This window comes from Apibacter adventoris, from assembly GCF_002964975.1.
GTDB lineage: Bacteria > Bacteroidota > Bacteroidia > Flavobacteriales > Weeksellaceae > Apibacter > Apibacter adventoris.
Window position 1 is genome coordinate 43035 of the sequence record NZ_PSZM01000001.1, and the last position, 18289, is coordinate 61323.

The 18289-nt window shown below is 32.0% G+C and carries 13 protein-coding genes and 5 tRNA genes; all 18 read left to right on the forward strand.

Features of this window, described 5'->3' with window-relative positions; translation table 11 throughout:
- Positions 1–67: 67 nt before the first annotated feature.
- The 18 genes from C4S77_RS00265 (at position 68) to C4S77_RS00350 (ending at position 18287) form a co-directional block, all read left to right on the forward strand.
- Positions 68–973, forward strand: a complete 906-nt coding sequence (locus tag C4S77_RS00265) for a tyrosine-type recombinase/integrase (RefSeq protein ID WP_105245222.1) — start codon at positions 68–70, stop codon at positions 971–973.
- Positions 963–1256, forward strand: coding sequence for a ribosome hibernation-promoting factor, HPF/YfiA family (hpf, locus tag C4S77_RS00270; RefSeq protein ID WP_105193781.1), 294 nt, complete (start codon positions 963–965; stop codon positions 1254–1256). The genes C4S77_RS00265 and hpf overlap by 11 nt, the downstream gene beginning before the upstream one ends.
- 117 nt (positions 1257–1373) lie before the next feature.
- Positions 1374–1447, forward strand: a tRNA-Thr gene (locus C4S77_RS00275).
- Positions 1448–1456: 9 nt separating this feature from the next.
- Positions 1457–1538: transfer RNA gene (locus C4S77_RS00280), tRNA-Tyr, on the forward strand.
- A gap of 71 nt (positions 1539–1609) precedes the next feature.
- Positions 1610–1682: transfer RNA gene (locus tag C4S77_RS00285), tRNA-Gly, on the forward strand.
- 10 nt (positions 1683–1692) lie between these two features.
- Positions 1693–1764, forward strand: a tRNA-Thr gene (locus tag C4S77_RS00290).
- Positions 1765–1940: 176 nt separating this feature from the next.
- Positions 1941–3128, forward strand: coding sequence for an elongation factor Tu (gene tuf, locus C4S77_RS00295; RefSeq protein WP_105245224.1), 1188 nt, complete (start codon positions 1941–1943; stop codon positions 3126–3128).
- 65 nt (positions 3129–3193) lie between these two features.
- Positions 3194–3266 (forward strand) — tRNA-Trp (locus C4S77_RS00300).
- Between the two features lie 14 nt (positions 3267–3280).
- The gene (gene secE, locus C4S77_RS00305; RefSeq protein ID WP_105193783.1) at positions 3281–3487 is read left to right on the forward strand and encodes a preprotein translocase subunit SecE; all 207 of its coding nucleotides are present in this window, start codon (positions 3281–3283) and stop codon (positions 3485–3487) included.
- A gap of 18 nt (positions 3488–3505) precedes the next feature.
- Complete coding sequence (gene nusG / locus C4S77_RS00310) at positions 3506–4051, forward strand: transcription termination/antitermination protein NusG (protein ID WP_105193784.1); 546 nt, start codon at positions 3506–3508, stop codon at positions 4049–4051.
- A gap of 50 nt (positions 4052–4101) precedes the next feature.
- On the forward strand, positions 4102–4545 hold the full coding sequence (gene rplK, locus C4S77_RS00315) for a 50S ribosomal protein L11 (protein WP_105193785.1): 444 nt from the start codon (positions 4102–4104) through the stop codon (positions 4543–4545).
- 10 nt (positions 4546–4555) lie between these two features.
- Complete coding sequence (gene rplA / locus C4S77_RS00320) at positions 4556–5248, forward strand: 50S ribosomal protein L1 (protein WP_105245226.1); 693 nt, start codon at positions 4556–4558, stop codon at positions 5246–5248.
- Positions 5249–5264: 16 nt separating this feature from the next.
- Positions 5265–5789, forward strand: a complete 525-nt coding sequence (gene rplJ, locus C4S77_RS00325; protein WP_105193787.1) for a 50S ribosomal protein L10 — start codon at positions 5265–5267, stop codon at positions 5787–5789.
- A 54-nt stretch (positions 5790–5843) separates the two neighbouring features.
- On the forward strand, positions 5844–6224 hold the full coding sequence (gene rplL / locus C4S77_RS00330; protein ID WP_105193788.1) for a 50S ribosomal protein L7/L12: 381 nt from the start codon (positions 5844–5846) through the stop codon (positions 6222–6224).
- A 95-nt stretch (positions 6225–6319) separates the two neighbouring features.
- On the forward strand, positions 6320–10144 hold the full coding sequence (gene rpoB, locus C4S77_RS00335) for a DNA-directed RNA polymerase subunit beta (protein ID WP_105193789.1): 3825 nt from the start codon (positions 6320–6322) through the stop codon (positions 10142–10144).
- Between the two features lie 56 nt (positions 10145–10200).
- Entirely contained in the window at positions 10201–14475 is a 4275-nt protein-coding gene (gene rpoC, locus C4S77_RS00340) for a DNA-directed RNA polymerase subunit beta' (RefSeq protein WP_105245228.1), read from the forward strand.
- Between the two features lie 7 nt (positions 14476–14482).
- On the forward strand, positions 14483–14785 hold the full coding sequence (locus tag C4S77_RS00345) for a DUF3467 domain-containing protein (RefSeq protein ID WP_105193791.1): 303 nt from the start codon (positions 14483–14485) through the stop codon (positions 14783–14785).
- A gap of 217 nt (positions 14786–15002) precedes the next feature.
- Positions 15003–18287: a SusC/RagA family TonB-linked outer membrane protein gene (locus tag C4S77_RS00350; protein ID WP_105245230.1), complete on the forward strand. Its 3285-nt coding sequence runs from the start codon at positions 15003–15005 to the stop codon at positions 18285–18287.
- The last annotated feature ends 2 nt before the right edge of the window (positions 18288–18289 follow it).

Genomic DNA, 18289 nt, shown 5'->3' on the forward strand with positions numbered 1-18289 from the left:
AAATATTTCTTCTAAAATAATATATCTTCTGTTATAAAAATTATTATTTTTGAACAGAAGATTTTTTATGTTAAAAAATAAATTCCTAGACTATCTTTTATTAGAAAAAAACTATTCCCTACTTACTATACAGTGCTATAAAAAAGATTTAGAAGAATTAGAATTTTTTTTATTACAAACTGAAGATGTTTCTGATATAGAAAAATCCACAAATAGACAACTACGGAACTTTATAATCCATCTTTCTCAAAAAAAAATATCTGAAAAAACTATTAATCGGAAAATATCATCTATCCGTAGTTTTTTTAAATTTCTTTTAAAAACCAGTTCATTAGAAGTTAATCCAACATTAAATATTAAAAATCTTAAATTAAGAAAACAAGTATTAGTTCCTTATTCGGAAGATGAAATCAAAGCATTAGAAAATACTTTTATAGATATTGATCAAACACTTTCTGAATTTGAAAAAACAAGAAACCAATTGATTTTTGAAATATTTTATCAAACTGGAATCAGAAGAATGGAATTAATTAATTTGAAAATTTCCGAAATTGATTTTTATGAATGCACAATACGAATAATTGGAAAAAGAAATAAAGAAAGACAAATCCCCATAACAAAAAATTTAAAAGAAAAATTAAACCAATATATAAGTTTAAAAGAGGATAACCATGAATATCTATTTACTAACAATAAAGGAGAAATTCTTAAAGAAAAATTTGTTTATAATTTAATTAATAAATATCTTAGTAAAGTAACAAGTAAACAAAAAAAGAGTCCACATATGTTAAGACATACATTTGCGAGTCACTTATTGCATAATGGGGCAGAATTAAATTCTATAAAAGAGATTCTTGGTCATAGTAGTTTAGCTGCGACGCAAATCTATACTCATAGCAATATAGATGATCTAAAAAAAATATTTAATCAATCTCATCCCTATGGGCATAAAAAAGAAGAAAATGAAAATTAAATCACAAGCAGTAAATTTTAATGCACAAGATGCATTAATGGATTTTTTAAATAAAAAATTATCAAAATTAGAACAATTTTATGATAAAATTATAGCCGCTAAAGTATTTATGAAATTAGAGAACTCTACAGATAAAGAAAACAAAACTGTAGAAATTGTATTAGAAATTCCCGGAGATGATTTAATAGCTAAAAAAACCTCCTCTTCTTTTGAGGAAAGTATAGACCAAGTTTGTGATGCACTTAAAAAGATGATAATCAAAAGGAAAGAAAAAACACACTAAAAAAAGTTCATTTTTTTTGTAAGAAAATTTGGAGATTTTAAAAAATTATCTACCTTTGCAATCCATTTAACAAACATCCTTTTTAAGTGGATTGTTTCTTTGAAATAGAATTTAATTGCCGGTATAGCTCAGTTGGCCAGAGCACGTGATTTGTAATCTCGGGGTCGTGGGTTCGAATCCCTCTACCGGCTCTTTCAGAAGGGGAGATACTCAAGCGGCCAACGAGGACAGACTGTAAATCTGTTGGTTTTACCTTCGAAGGTTCGAATCCTTCTCTCCCCACTACCACTAAATATTTGTAATTCAAAATTTTTTTAAATTTTATTAGAATTACACCTAAGGTTAAGAAATAAGCGGAAGTAGCTCAGTTGGTAGAGCGTCAGCCTTCCAAGCTGAATGTCGCGAGTTCGACTCTCGTCTTCCGCTCAATTTTTTTGCCGATGTAGCTCAGGGGTAGAGCGCTTCCTTGGTAAGGACGAGGTCACGGGTTCAATTCCCGTCATTGGCTCTAAAATCTAAAAAATATATCTCACAAATACATACTATTTATACCAATAATTATATACAGGTAAATATATTCTTAAAACTCATAAAAACATAATATTTTTTTTATAGATTATTGTAATTATGAAATAATTAGCTATATTTGCACTCATTTTTGGAAATTAAAATAAACATTTTATCATGGCAAAAGAAACTTTTCAGCGTACCAAACCACACCTTAATATAGGTACAATCGGTCACGTAGACCACGGAAAAACAACATTAACCGCAGCTATTACTAAAGTTTTATCTGAAAAAGGATTAGCTGAGAAAAAAGATTTTTCTCAAATTGATGCGGCTCCTGAAGAAAAAGAAAGAGGTATAACAATTAATACAGCTCACGTAGAATATGAAACAGAAAATCGTCATTATGCCCACGTTGACTGTCCAGGACACGCAGACTATGTAAAAAACATGGTTACAGGTGCTGCACAAATGGACGGTGCCATTTTAGTGGTTGCTGCAACAGATGGTCCTATGCCTCAAACCAGAGAACATATCCTATTATGTCGTCAGGTAAATGTACCAAGAATTGTTGTATTTATGAACAAAGTAGATATGGTAGATGATCCTGAATTATTAGAATTAGTAGAAATTGAAGTAAGAGATTTATTATCCTCTTATGAATATGATGGAGATAATACTCCAGTTATAAAAGGATCTGCTTTAGGTGCATTAAATGGAGAACCACAATGGGTTGCTACTATTGAAGAACTTATGCAAGCTGTTGATACATGGATTGAACAACCTCAAAGAGATCAAGATAAACCATTCTTAATGCCAATTGAAGATGTTTTCTCTATTACAGGTCGTGGTACTGTAGCAACAGGTCGTATTGAAGCAGGTGTAATAAACTCCGGTGAATCTGTAGATATCGTAGGTATGGGAGATGAAAAATTAACTTCTACTGTAACTGGGGTTGAAATGTTCAGAAAAATATTAGATAGAGGGGAAGCTGGAGATAATGTAGGCCTATTATTAAGAGGTATTGAAAAAACTGATATCCGTCGTGGTATGGTAATAGCTAAACCAGGATCTATCACTCCTCATAAAAAATTCAAAGCCGAAGTTTATATCTTAACCAAAGAAGAAGGCGGACGTCACACACCATTCCATAACAACTATCGTCCTCAATTCTATGTTAGAACCACTGATGTAACAGGTACTATTACTTTACCTGAAGGAACTGAAATGGTTATGCCTGGAGATAATTTAACTATAACAGTAGAATTACACCAACCAATAGCACTTAACAATGGTTTAAGATTTGCTATCCGTGAAGGTGGTAGAACTGTAGGTGCAGGACAGGTTACTGAAATTATTGATTAATAAAAAATATAAACATTTAAGAAAGACTTTAAACATTTAAATTAAAAGCAAAGTCTTTCTTATAAGCGGGTGTAGCTCAGCTGGTAGAGCATCGGTCTCCAAAACCGAGGGCCGTGAGTTCGAATCTTACCGCCCGCGCTTAATTTATAAAAATGAACGGACTCATTACTTATCTTAAAGGTTCGATAACAGAATTCAAAGATCATGTAGAATGGCCAAAATGGTCAGATTTACAATCTTCAACTACTGTAGTAGCTATAGCAACTATAATATTATCTCTTTTTTGTTTTGGGGTAGATTGGGTATTTGCTAAAGCTCTCAAAAATATTTTTTCAATTTTAATAGGATTAAAATCTTAATAAAATAATTAGGGAACAATGAGTGAAATGAAATGGTATGTACTTAAGACAATAAGTGGTCAAGAATCCAAAGTTAAAATGTATATCGAAAATGAAGTTTTAAGAGCAGAGCATCTTAAAAACAACTTTGGACAGATTGTTGTTCCTACTGAAAAAGTAGTTCAAATCAGAAATGGTAAAAAAATCCGTAAAGATAAGGTATATTATCCAGGATATGTTATGATTGAAGCTAACTTAATTGGTGAATTGCCCCATACCATTAAAAACATACCGGGAGTAATTAGTTTTTTAAGTGCGACTAAAGGAGGAGATCCTTTACCAATGAGGAAAAGTGAAGTTAGCAGAATTTTTGGAAAAATGGATGAACTTTCTGAGTCCGAAGATGTACTTAATATCCCATTTGAAAATGGTGAGACTGTCAAAGTAATTGATGGTCCTTTTAATGGATTTAATGGTACTATTGAAAAAATAAATGAAGAAAAAAGGAAATTAGATGTAATGGTTTTAATCTTCGGTAGAAAAACACCGATAGAATTAAGCTTTTCGCAAGTAGAAAAAATATAGGCTGCTTCCACAGATTATATATTAAATCATTTTTAAACCTAAAATTTAAAATGGCAAAGAAAATTTTTAAAATGGTAAAACTCCAAGTGAAGGGAGGACAAGCCAATCCTTCACCACCGGTAGGACCAGCATTAGGTGCTGCAGGGGTTAATATTATGGAGTTTTGTAAACAATTTAATGCACGTACACAAGACAAGCAAGGTCAAGTATTGCCCGTAATCATAACCGTTTACGAAGACAAATCTTTTGATTTTATCGTTAAAACACCTCCTGTAACTGTGCAACTTTTAGCAGCATCTAAAGCAAAAAAAGGCTCAGGAGAACCAAATAGAGTAAAAGTAGCAGGAGTAACTTGGAGTCAAATACAACAGATCGCTGAAGACAAAATGGTAGATTTAAACTGCTTTACAATAGAGTCAGCAATAAGTATGGTTGCAGGTACTGCACGATCAATGGGTATAAAAGTAACCGGACAAAATCCGCTTAATAATTAATCTGAGTATTATGGCAGTATTAACAAAAAAACAAAAAGCAGTAATTGCTAAAGTAGATAAAACAAAACTTTATTCATTAGAAGAAGCTTCTCGTTTAGTTAAAGAAATCAGTTATACAAAGTTTGATGCATCAGTAGATGTAGCTGTACGTTTAGGTGTTGATCCTCGTAAAGCAAATCAGATGGTTAGAGGAGTAGTATCTTTACCTCACGGTACAGGAAAACAAACTAAAGTATTGGCTTTAGTAACTCCTGAAAAAGAACAAGAAGCTAAAGATGCAGGTGCTGATTATGTAGGTTTAGATGAATACCTTCAAAAAATAAAAGAGGGCTGGACAGATGTTGATGTAATTATCACCCAACCGCAAGTTATGGGGAAATTAGGTCCTTTAGGTCGTATATTAGGTCCAAGAGGTTTAATGCCTAATCCTAAAACAGGTACTGTAACTATGGAAATAGGAAAAGCTGTTACCGAAGTAAAAGCTGGTAAAATAGATTTTAAGGTAGATAAATATGGAATAGTGCATGCAGCAATTGGAAAAGTATCTTTTGATGCTAAACAAATTCAAGAAAATGCTCAAGAAATTATATCAACCTTAATTAAATTAAAACCACAAGCTGCAAAAGGAGTATATGTAAAAAGTATATACCTATCCTCTACTATGAGTCCGGGAATTGCAATTGATCCTAAAGGTGTTAACTAATTAATTTTTACTAATTATGACAAAGCAAGAAAAAGCACAAGTAATTGAAGAATTACAAGAAGTACTAAAAGGTACCAATGTATTATATATAGCTGACACTGATGGATTAAACGCTCAACAAACCTCAGATTTAAGAAGAGCTTGTTTTAAAGAAAGTATTTCAATGAAAGTTGTTAAAAATACTTTATTGAAAAAAGCTATGGAAAATGTAGAGGATAAAGACTTTTCAGGACTTTTTGAAAGTTTAAAAGGAAATTCTACTATTTTTATTTCAGAAAAAGGTAATGCTCCTGCAAAACTAATACAAATTATCAGAAAAAAATCAGATAAACCTTTATTAAAAGCTGCATGGGTTGATTCAGCTGTATTCTTAGGAGATTCTCAACTAGATATTTTATCTAATCTTAAATCTAAAGAAGAATTGGTTGGAGAAATCATCGGATTATTACAATCTCCTATCAAAAATGTGGTTTCTGCACTTAAATCTAGTGGAAATACAATTGCAGGTTTAGTAAAAACTTTATCTGAAAAAGCGAAATAAAAATTACGCACTCATAATAAATATAGTTGTTAAACAAAATTAAAAAAAATTAAAATGGCAGATTTAAAACAATTAGCTGAAACTTTAGTAAATTTAACAGTAAAAGAAGTTAATGAATTAGCTGAAATATTAAAAGAAGAATACGGAATTGAGCCTGCTGCTGCTGCTGTTGCTGTTGCTGCTTCACCTGCTGGAGGTGCAGATGCCGGTGCTGCTGAAGAAAAAACTGAATTTGATGTAATTCTTAAAGCAGCTGGTGCTAATAAATTAGCAGTTGTTAAATTAGTTAAAGATTTAACAGGTAAAGGATTAAAAGAGGCTAAAGATGCTGTTGATGGAGCTCCTACTGCAATTAAAGAAGCAGTTAGTAAAGATGAAGCAGAAAGCCTTAAAAAACAGCTTGAAGAAGCTGGTGCTGAAGTTGAATTGAAATAATTCAATTAACCTTAAAATAAAGGTTTAGATCCTCTAATACTATGTATTGAGGATCTAAGCCTATTTGTGTTTTAAAAAGATTTTTAATTTATTATATGAGTAAATCATTGGCGTCAAAAACTCAAAACCCTAAGAGATTTAGTTTTTCTCACTCAAAAGGACAAATTGAATTTCCTGATTTTCTAGACATTCAGGTTAAATCTTTTCAAGATTTTTTTCAATTAGAAACACGTCCGGATCAAAGAAAAAATGAAGGACTTTTTAAAACGTTTACTGAAAATTTCCCGATTTCAGATACGAGAAATCAGTTCGTTTTAGAATTTTTAGATTATTTTGTTGACCCTCCAAAATATTCTATAGATGAATGTATAGAAAGAGGGCTTACCTATAGTGTACCACTTAAAGCAAGACTTAAATTATATTGTACCGATCCTGAACATGAAGATTTTGAAACAGTAGTACAAGATGTATATTTAGGTCCCATTCCATATATGACACCTAGTGGGTCATTTATTATAAATGGAGCCGAAAGAGTTGTGGTATCCCAATTGCATCGTTCGCCCGGTGTATTTTTTGGACAATCATATCATGCCAATGGAGCAAAATTATATTCTTCCAGAATCATACCTTTTAAAGGTTCATGGATGGAGTTTGCTACAGATATAAATGGTGTGATGTATGCATATATAGATAGAAAGAAAAAACTTCCGATGACCACATTACTTCGTGCAATTGGTTATCAAAGTGATAAAGATATATTAGAAATTTTTGATCTTGCAGAAGAAGTTAAAGTAAATAAATCGAATCTTAAAAAAATGCTAGGTCGAACTCTTGCTGCAAGAGTATTAAATACCTGGTTTGAAGATTTCGTAGATGAAGATACAGGAGAAGTCGTATCTATAGAAAGAAATGAGATCATATTAGATCGAGAAACAGTATTAGAAAAAGAACATATAGATCTTATTATTGATTCAGGTATTAAAACTATTTTAGTACATAAAGAAAATAGTAATGAGTTTTCTATTATTCATAATACATTACAAAAAGACTCTACAAACTCTGAAAAAGAGGCAGTAGAATATATTTATCGTCAATTAAGAAATGCAGATCCACCTGACGAAGAAACGGCAAGAGGTATTATTGATAAATTATTTTTCTCAGATGCACGTTATTCTTTGGGTGAAGTAGGTCGTTATAGAATTAATAAAAAGTTAGGATTAAATATTCCTGAAGATATTCAAGTATTAACAAAAGATGATATTATTGAAATTGTTAAATATCTTATAGAATTAATTAACTCTAAAGCAGAGGTAGATGATATAGATCACCTATCTAATAGACGTGTAAAAACTGTAGGAGAACAATTAGCAGGTCAATTTAGTGTAGGTTTAGCACGTATGGCACGTACTATTAAAGAAAGAATGAATGTAAGAGATAATGAAGTCTTTACTCCAATCGACCTCATCAATGCTAAAACATTAACTTCTGTTATCAATTCTTTTTTTGGTACCAATCAGTTATCTCAGTTTATGGATCAAACCAATCCTTTATCTGAAGTTACACATAAAAGACGTATGTCAGCTTTAGGACCTGGTGGATTATCTAGAGAAAGAGCAGGTTTTGAAGTACGTGACGTTCATTACACTCACTATGGTAGAATTTGTCCTATTGAAACTCCAGAAGGTCCAAATATCGGGTTAATTTCTTCATTAGGTTGTTATGCGAGAATTAATGAATTAGGTTTTATGGAAACTCCTTATAGAAAAGTAGTAGATAGTAAAATCGATTTCAGTGAACAACCAAAATATCTTACAGCTGAAGAAGAAGAAGGCAAAATTATAGCTCAGGCAAATATCAATATTGATAATGATGGGAATATAACTGATGAAAGGATTGTAGCTCGTGAAGATGCTGATTACCCAGTTGTAGAGCCTAATAAAGTAGATCTAATTGATGTAGCTCCTAATCAGATTACAGGTATATCTGCTTCATTAATTCCGTTCCTAGAACATGATGATGCAAACCGTGCTTTGATGGGTTCTAACATGATGCGTCAAGCAGTACCTCTTTTGAAACCTCAATCACCAATAGTTGGGACAGGATTAGAATTCCAAGTAGCTAAAGATTCAAGAATCTTAATAAATGCTGAAGGAAACGGAATAGTTGAATATGTAGATGCAGATAAAATTGTTATCAAATATGATAGAACAGAAGAAGAAGAATTAGTAAGTTTTGATTCTGCAAGTAAAACATATAAACTAACCAAATTTAGAAAAACGAATCAAAGTACTTCTATAACTCTTAAACCTATTGTTAAAGCTGGAGATAGAGTTGAAAAAGGACAAGTATTAACTGAAGGATATGCCACTGAAGATGGAGAATTAGCCTTAGGTAGGAATCTTTTAGTAGCATTTATGCCTTGGAAAGGTTACAATTTCGAAGATGCTATCGTAATAAATCAGAGAGCAGTAAGTGAAGATTGGTTTACTTCTATTCATATAGATGAATACACGTTAGAAGTTAGAGATACAAAATTAGGAATGGAGGAACTAACCTCTGATATACCTAACGTAAGTGAAGAAGCCACTAAAGACTTAGATGAAAACGGTATGATCCGAATTGGAGCTGAAGTAAAACCTGGAGATATTTTAGTGGGTAAAATTACTCCTAAAGGAGAATCTGATCCAACGCCGGAAGAAAAATTACTTCGTGCAATCTTTGGTGATAAAGCAGGAGATGTGAAAGATGCTTCTTTAAAAGCAGAACCTTCACTTAAAGGGGTTGTAATTGACAAAAAATTATTTACCCGAAATATTAAAGATAAACGTAAAAGAGGAGATGAAAAACTAAAAATTGATCAATTAGAAGCAGAATTTAAACTTAAATTCAACGATTTAAAAAATCAATTATTAGATAAATTATACGTACTTCTTAATGGGAAAACTTCACAAGGAATTTACAATGACCTGAATGAAGAAGTTATACCTAAAGGTGTTAAATTCACTCAAAAGCTTTTATCTAGTATAGATGATTACTTTAATTTAACAGGAGGAAGTTGGACTCTAGATGATTCAAAAAACAATTCTATCAAAGAATTGCTTCATAATTATAAAATAAAACACAATGATCTTTTAGGATCATTAAATAGAGAAAGGCACACAATTTCTGTGGGTGATGAATTACCAACAGGAATAGTGAAGTTAGCAAAAGTTTACATAGCTAAAAAACGAAAACTGAATGTAGGTGATAAAATGGCAGGACGTCACGGAAATAAAGGTATCGTAGCTCGGATTGTTCGAGATGAAGATATGCCATTCTTAGAAGATGGAACTCCCGTTGATATTGTGTTAAATCCTCTAGGGGTACCATCTCGTATGAACATAGGGCAGATCTATGAGACTATTTTAGGATGGTGTGGTAAGAAATTGGGCAAGAAATTTGCTACCCCTATTTTTGATGGAGCTACTTCAGAACAAATTGATTCTCTAACTAAAGAAGCAGGTGTTCCACAATGGGGTACTACATATTTATTTGACGGAGGTACAGGAGAAAGATTTGAGCAAAAAGCTACTGTAGGGGTAATTTATATGTTGAAATTAGGGCATATGGTGGATGATAAAATGCACGCAAGATCTATAGGCCCTTATTCTTTAATAACCCAACAACCTTTAGGTGGTAAGGCTCAATTTGGAGGACAAAGATTTGGAGAAATGGAGGTTTGGGCATTAGAAGCTTTCGGAGCATCCAATATACTTAGAGAAATCATTACTGTAAAATCAGATGATGTAATAGGTAGAGCAAAAGCCTACGAATCTATCGTAAAAGGAGAACCTATGCCAGAACCTGGTATTCCAGAATCATTCAATGTCTTTTTACATGAATTACAAGGTCTCGGATTAGATGTGAGATTAGAAGAATAATCATCAAATTTTAATCCATAAATATTAAACTTTTTCAATTTAATTGATTATAAATAATGGCAGTTAAACAAAGAACTAGCAGATTTAGCAAAATTTCAATAGGGTTAGCTTCCCCAGAAAGTATTTTACAACAATCTAGAGGAGAGGTTTTAAAACCCGAAACAATCAATTATCGTACACATAAGCCTGAAAGAGACGGATTATTCTGTGAAAGAATTTTCGGCCCAATAAAAGACTATGAATGTGCTTGTGGTAAATATAAAAGAATCCGTTATAAAGGGATTGTTTGTGACAGATGTGGCGTAGAAGTAACAGAAAAAAAAGTAAGACGTGAACGAATCGGGCATATTAACTTAGTTGTACCCGTTGCTCATATTTGGTATTTCCGTTCTTTACCCAATAAAATAGGATACTTATTAGGTATTCCTTCTAAAAAATTAGATATGATTATCTACAATGAAAGATTTGTAGTAATTCAAGCCGGTATTGCAAAAAAATTAAATGGAGAAGAGTTAGAACCTAATGAATTTTTAACAGAAGAAGAATATTTAGATATCCTAGAAACACTACCCATTGAAAATCAACACTTAGACGATTCAGATCCAAATAAATTCGTTGCAAAAATGGGGGCTGAGTGTTTAGAGGAAATGTTAAAACGAATAGATTTAGATTCTCTTTCCTATGACTTAAGACACAGAGCTAGTACTGAATCATCTAAACAAAGAAGAACAGAAGCCTTAAAAAGATTACAAGTAGTAGAATCTTTTAGAGATGCTAATTCTAATGGCAGAATTAATCGTCCGGAATGGATGATTATGAGGGTTATTCCTGTCATTCCGCCAGACTTACGTCCTTTAGTTCCCTTAGATGGAGGACGTTTTGCTACTTCTGACTTAAATGATTTATATAGAAGAGTTATTATAAGAAATAACCGTTTAAAAAGGCTCATAGAAATCAAAGCTCCTGAAGTAATTTTACGTAACGAAAAACGTATGCTTCAAGAAGCAGTAGATTCTCTTTTTGACAATACAAGAAAATCTTCAGCTGTAAAATCAGAATCTAACAGACCCCTGAAATCATTATCCGATTCCTTAAAAGGAAAACAAGGACGTTTCAGACAAAATTTATTAGGTAAACGTGTAGATTATTCTGCCCGTTCAGTAATTGTTGTAGGACCTTTTTTACAACTTCATGAATGTGGTTTACCTAAAGATATGGCTGCAGAACTTTACAAACCTTTTGTAATTAGAAAATTGATTGAAAGAGGTATTGTAAAAACAGTTAAATCAGCAAAACGTATTATAGAAAGAAAAGAGCCGGTAGTATATGATATACTTGAAAATGTAATGAAAGGACATCCTGTGCTTTTAAATCGTGCTCCTACTCTACACCGTTTAGGTATACAGGCTTTCCAACCAAGGATGATAGAAGGAAAAGCGATTCGTTTACACCCTTTAGTATGTACTGCTTTCAATGCAGACTTTGATGGTGACCAGATGGCTGTACATTTACCACTGGGACCGGAAGCGATTTTAGAAGCTCAATTATTAATGTTGGCTTCTCAAAATATTTTAAATCCAGCCAATGGTTCTCCTATTCAAGTACCTTCTCAAGACATGGTTCTTGGACTATATTATATGACTAAACCTTTAGTCCCTACGGATGATATTATAGTAAAAGGTCATGGAGCTATATTTTACTCTTCTGAAGAAGTTGAAATTGCTTACAATGAAAAAGCAGTAGATTTAAATGCTATCATTAAAGTAAAAACAAAAGTAAAAGAAGGAGAAGAATTAGTTGAAAAAATTATTGAAACTACTGTTGGACGAGTATTATTTAATAAAATTGTCCCTGAAAAAGTAGGATATATTAATGAAGTTTTAACTAAAAAATCTCTTAGAAATATTATTGGTAATATATTAAAAATTACAGATTTTCCTACTACTGCCAAATTCTTAGATGATATGAAAAACTTAGGATATGCTACAGCTTTCCGAGGGGGATTATCATTTAGTTTAGCAGACATTAAAACTCCTGATGAAAAGAAAATTATGATTCAAGAAGCCAATGATCAGGTTGATGGAATTAGAAGTAATTATAACATGGGGTTAATTACCAATAATGAAAGGTATAATCAGGTAATTGATGTTTGGACGAATACAAATGCACGTTTAACAGACTTAATCATGCAAAGGATGAAAACTGATAAAGGTGGATTTAATTCTGTCTATATGATGCTTGATTCCGGAGCTCGTGGATCTAAAGAACAAATTCGTCAATTAGCCGGAATGCGAGGATTAATGGCTAAACCTCAAAAAGCAGGTTCATCAGGAGGAGAAATTATTGAAAATCCTATTATCTCAAATTTCCGTGAAGGTTTATCTATCTTAGAATATTTTATTTCTACTCACGGTGCTCGTAAAGGATTAGCAGATACCGCTTTGAAAACAGCAGATGCCGGATACTTAACCCGACGTTTAGTAGATGTTGCTCAAGATGTAATTATAAATGAAGAAGATTGTGGGACATTAAGAGGTATTGAGATTACTCCTCTAAGAAAAAATGATGAAATTGTAGAACCTTTATCAGAAAGAATCTTAGGACGTGTTTCATTACATGATGTATACCATCCAGAAACTGATGAAATATTAATAGAAGCCAATCAACTGATAACTTCTGATTTAGCAGCCCTTATAGAACATTCGGGTATTGATTCAGTAGAAGTACGGTCTCCTTTAACTTGTGAATCTAAAAAAGGAATTTGTGCTAAATGTTATGGAGTAAATTTATCTACAAATAAACTGATAAACAAAGGGGAAGCTGTAGGTGTAATTGCAGCTCAATCTATTGGAGAACCAGGTACACAGCTTACTTTGAGAACTTTCCACGTAGGAGGAACTGCAGGAAATATTGCTGAAGTAAATAGTATTATTGCTAAAAGAGATGGAAAAGTTGAATTTGATGACCTTAGAACCGTAGAAACTGAAGATGAAAATGGAAATACCATTGATACTGTAGTTTCCCGTTCTACTGAATTTAAATTATTAAATTCAGAAGGAAATATACAGATGATTAACAATATTCCTTATGGAGCTACCTTAATGGTAAAAACCGGACAGGATGTTAAAAAAGGAGATGTCATTTGTAAATGGGATCCTTATAATGCGATCATCCTTTCAGAAACTTCAGGAAAAATCGAATACGAACAAATAGAACAAGGATCTACCTATCAGCTTGAAATTGATGAACAAACAGGATTTGAGGAAAAAGTTATTTCTGAATCTAGAAATAAAAAATTAATTCCTACCTTAAGAATCTTAGATACTAAAGGTAATGAACTAAAATCCATAAACTTACCTGTTGGAGCCCACTTAATTGTAAATGATGGTGAAAAAATTAAAGCGGGTCGCATTTTAGTGAAAATACCAAGAAGATCCGCAAAAGCGGGTGATATTACCGGAGGTCTTCCTAGAGTTACTGAATTATTTGAAGCAAGAAATCCTTCAAACCCTGCTGTAGTTACAGAAATTGATGGTGTAGTAAGTTACGGAAAAATTAAACGTGGTAACAGGGAAATTGTTGTTGAATCAAAAACTGGAGAAATAAAAAGATATTTAGTAAAATTATCCAATCAGATTATGGTTCAAGAAAATGATTTTGTTCATGCCGGAGATCCTTTATCAGACGGAGCTATTACACCTAATGACATCTTAAATATCAAAGGACCTACCGCTGTACAAGAATATTTAGTAAATGAAATACAGGAAGTTTATCGTTTACAAGGGGTAAAAATTGATGATAAACATTTTGAAATTATAGTACGCCAAATGATGACTAAGGTAGAAATTATAGATGCAGGTGATACTAAATTCCTTGAAAATAATCTTGAGCATAAAATAGACTTTATTGAAGAAAATGACCGAATTTTTGGAATGAAAGTAATTGTAGACCCTGGAGATAGTGAAGAATTTAAAGCTGGACAAATTATTACAGCCCGAGAATTAAGGGATGAAAATTCTAAACTCAAACGAGAAGATAAAAAACTTGTAGAAGCCCGAGAAGCTTTACCTGCTACTGCTAGCCCTGTATTACAGGGTATTACCCGAGCATCTTTACAAACTAAATCTTTCATTTCAGCAGCTTCTTTCCAAGAAACTACTAAAGTTTTAAATGAAGCAGCTGTATCTGGAAAAGTTGATTACTTAAATGGATTGAAAGAAAATGTAATTGTTGGGCATAGAATCCCTGCAGGTACAGGTTTAACTGAATATCAAAATGTAGTTGTAGGATCAAATAAGGAATTTGAAAGATTAATTACCGAAAAAATTTAATTGAATCATGGAAAATCAAGATCAAAACCCTCAAGATCTAAATATTGAATTAACGGATGATATAGCATCAGGAGTTTTTTCTAATTTAGCTTTAATTAATCATTCTTCTACAGAATTTGTATTAGATTTTATACAGATTATGCCTGGGATACCAAAAGCTAAAGTAAAATCAAGAATTATTTTAACTCCTGAACATGCTAAAAGATTGTTATCAGCTTTAACTGATAATATTCAGAAGTATGAACAGCAATTTGGAAATGTAAAAGACGAAACTTATCATTTAAATTTCGGAACTAAAGGACAAGCTTAATAAATCGTAATAACTATTAAATTAATATAAAAACCAGGTAATCACACCTGGTTTTTTATTTTATATATATTTATTGCCAAAATAATTATTAATTCAATTTTATCCTACCTTTTCATTATTAGATACAATATTTATCGATTATACATTTTATTCATTATTTTTATGGATTATTAAAAAAAATAACTTATATTTGAAGCGATAAATTAATGTATTAAATATGAGAATAAACAGAAATGTCTTAGGTTTTTCGTTTATCCTCTTGAGTACTATTTTATGTGCTCAAGTTAAAACGATTACCGGAAAAGTGACTAATAGTAATGGTAAACCTCTAAGTGATGTTTCCTTATCTATTGAGGGTGGTAAAACAGTCTATACCAATGAAGAAGGAGAATTTACTTTGAATGCCGAGACTGGTCAAACTGTGGAAGTTATTTCTTTAGACGATGAAACCACGAGTTTTGTTGTAGGTACTCAAGATTTTTATAATTTAACTCTTAAACCTGTAAATACCTCCACAAAAGAAACAGAAATAGAAGGAGTTGTAATTACTGCTCTAGGTATAAAAAGGGAAAAAAAAGCTCTGACATATTCGACTACAGAGGTAAAGGGTGAGGATATAAATACACTTCCTACAAATAATTTTGCAAATAATTTATCCGGTAAGGTAGCCGGACTTCAAATCAAAAACTCAGGTAATTTTGGAGGATCCACAAATATTCAATTAAGAGGAACTAGAAGTATTATAGGAAACAATCAGGCTTTAATTGTAGTAGATGGAGTTCCTATTAGCAATGCCAATATTAATAACAGTAATCAAGCTCAAGGAGGCACCGGTTATGACTTTGGTAATGCTGCTTCTGATATTGATCCTAATGATATTGAATCTATAAATGTATTAAAAGGAGCTGCAGCTACAGCTTTATATGGTAGTTTAGCCTCTAATGGAGCCATCATGATTACTACTAAAAAGGGGAAAAAAAATCAGGGATTGGGGATTGAATTAAATACTACAGTATCAACTGGTTTTATAGATAAAAGCACTTTTATTAAATATCAAAAAAAGTATGGGCAAGGAGAAGGTCCTTTTTATGGTCCAAAATCTAATGAATATTTTAACAGTAATAATGGAAATCTTGAAGCTCCTTTTGGTTATGATGCTTCTTATGGTGCTGCTTTTGACCCTAATTTAATGGTATATCATTGGGATTCATGGTTAGATAATCCTGATGGAGTTTTGAAACCCTGGACTGCTGCTAAAAATGATCCTATCAAATTCTTCAATAATCCTGTATCTTTTGTGAATAGTATTTCTTTAACAGGAAGTACCGAAAATTCCACATATAAATTTGCTTATGCAAATAACAATGAAACAGGTCTTTTACCAAATAGTAGTTTAAATCGAAATACTTTAAATGGAAATTTCACCCATAACTTTGCTGATAATTTTGTTGCTACTGCTTTTTTAACTTATTCTCGTCAAAATACTAAAGGAAGAAATGTTACAGGTTATTCCGGAAATATTATTTCTGGATTCAGACAATGGTGGCCTGTCAATGTAGACATTAAACGTTTAGAATATGCTTATAACAAAACAGGAACTAATTATACATGGAACTGGAGTGATGGCGGCGCAAATTCCAATCCATCTTACTGGGATAATCCATATTGGTCAAGATACAAAAATTATGAAACGGATACAAGAGAAAGATTATTAACCGGAATTAATTTATCTTATGATGTAACTAAAGACTTCAATATTTTGGGGAGAGTAGCTATAGATAAAACAAATGATAGAATTGAAGAAAGATTAGCTGAGGGATCATCTGCTACAAGTTTTGGTATAAAGCATAGTAGAGAAAAATCCGGGTATCAATTATACACCAGAGATTATATGCAACAAACTTATGATTTGATTGCTACATTACAAAAAGATCTGTCTGACAAAGTAAACATAAAAGTTTTAGGAGGTGGTTCATTTCTTCAATATGATACAAAATCATATCAAGGATCTACTTTAGGAGGATTATTAGTTCCAGGGTTATATTCTCTCGGTAATAGTGTATCTTATAATGCACCAATTGAATCTGATCTAAAAAAACAAAAATCTGGACTTTATGGACAAGCAACTATAACTTTATTAAATCAATTGTATTTAGATGGATCTTACAGATATGACCAATCCACAGCCTTGCCTAAACACAATAGAGGGTATGATTATTTTTCTGGAGGATTAAGTTGGATTTTTTCAAGCCTTTTGAAAAGTTCTGTTATAAATTTTGCTAAAATAAGAGGTAGTTACGCAGAAGTAGGTGCAGATCCTGAATCAACAGATGCCAGTCTTGGATACTACTATAATAATGGAAGTTTATATGGTGTGCCTTACTATGGAATTTCTGACAATACTTCTTCCAATCAAGTAGCTTTTAATTTTGATGACTTAAAACCCGAAAGAACGAAAAGTTGGGAAGGCGGATTGGAAATGCAATTTTTAAATAATCGAATTGGATTTGATATATCTCTTTATAAAACTACAACTAAAGACCAATTTAATTATCTTCAAATTCCTACAGCAACTTATTATTATAGAAAATTTATGAACATAGGAAAAGTTGAAAATAAAGGAATTGAGGTGGCTTTAAATTTAACCCCGATAAAATTTTCAAATTTTAAATGGGATATTAATGTTAACTGGTCCAATAACAAAAACAAACTAGTAGCTTTACAACCCGGAACCGATAAAATAGTATTAGGTTCTTATCAAAGTGGTGTAACTATAGCTGCTGTTGTAGGTAAATCTTTAGGAGTAATTATTGGATCTGATTACGTATATGATAAAAATGGAAACCCAGTAATTGATAGTAATGAATATAAACCAGACGGAACAAAAAATTCGAACTATGGTTATTATTTAAAAAATGAATCACAAGTAATAGGTCATACACAGCCCAAGTGGACAGGAGGAATTACGAATAGATTTACTTACAAAAATTTTTCTTTAAGTATTTTAATAGATGTGAAACATGGAGGTAATGTTTATTCCTTAGACCAAGTTTATGGTCAAGAATCCGGACTAACCAAAAATACAATCAAAACAAATGATCTTGGAAATCCCGTTAGAAATCCTATATCTGAAGGTGGAGGAATTGTATTTGATGGAGTAAAACTCGATGGAACTCGTAATGATATCCGGATTGATGCAAGCGAAGCTGGAAAAGCGTTTGCTCATGATGCTAAACCAAATAAAGCCTATATTTATAACGCAGGTTATATTAAATTAAGAGAAGTATCTTTATCTTACGCAATGCCTAATAAAATATTTGACGGAACTTTTATTAAATCTATGACTTTTGGAATAATAGGGGGAAATTTATGGATCATACAAAAAAATCTTCCATATGCAGATCCTGAATCAGGTCTGGGTTCTGGTAATTTACAAGGTTTTCAATCGGGAGTAATGCCTACAACTCGTACAATTTCATTTAATGTTAAAGTTAAATTTTAAAC

What these genes read in the sequence shown, in the direction of transcription:
- rplK (WP_105193785.1), top strand. Translation starts at nt 4,102, where the DNA reads ATGGCAAAGAAAATTTTTAAAATGGTAAAACTCCAAGTGAAGGGAGGA.
- rplJ (WP_105193787.1), top strand. Translation starts at nt 5,265, where the DNA reads ATGACAAAGCAAGAAAAAGCACAAGTAATTGAAGAATTACAAGAAGTA.
- C4S77_RS00350 (WP_105245230.1), top strand. Translation starts at nt 15,003, where the DNA reads ATGAGAATAAACAGAAATGTCTTAGGTTTTTCGTTTATCCTCTTGAGT.
- rplA (WP_105245226.1), top strand. Translation starts at nt 4,556, where the DNA reads ATGGCAGTATTAACAAAAAAACAAAAAGCAGTAATTGCTAAAGTAGAT.
- rpoC (WP_105245228.1), top strand. Translation starts at nt 10,201, where the DNA reads ATGGCAGTTAAACAAAGAACTAGCAGATTTAGCAAAATTTCAATAGGG.
- rpoB (WP_105193789.1), top strand. Translation starts at nt 6,320, where the DNA reads ATGAGTAAATCATTGGCGTCAAAAACTCAAAACCCTAAGAGATTTAGT.
- secE (WP_105193783.1), top strand. Translation starts at nt 3,281, where the DNA reads ATGAACGGACTCATTACTTATCTTAAAGGTTCGATAACAGAATTCAAA.
- C4S77_RS00265 (WP_105245222.1), top strand. Translation starts at nt 68, where the DNA reads ATGTTAAAAAATAAATTCCTAGACTATCTTTTATTAGAAAAAAACTAT.
- rplL (WP_105193788.1), top strand. Translation starts at nt 5,844, where the DNA reads ATGGCAGATTTAAAACAATTAGCTGAAACTTTAGTAAATTTAACAGTA.
- tuf (WP_105245224.1), top strand. Translation starts at nt 1,941, where the DNA reads ATGGCAAAAGAAACTTTTCAGCGTACCAAACCACACCTTAATATAGGT.
- hpf (WP_105193781.1), top strand. Translation starts at nt 963, where the DNA reads ATGAAAATTAAATCACAAGCAGTAAATTTTAATGCACAAGATGCATTA.
- C4S77_RS00345 (WP_105193791.1), top strand. Translation starts at nt 14,483, where the DNA reads ATGGAAAATCAAGATCAAAACCCTCAAGATCTAAATATTGAATTAACG.
- nusG (WP_105193784.1), top strand. Translation starts at nt 3,506, where the DNA reads ATGAGTGAAATGAAATGGTATGTACTTAAGACAATAAGTGGTCAAGAA.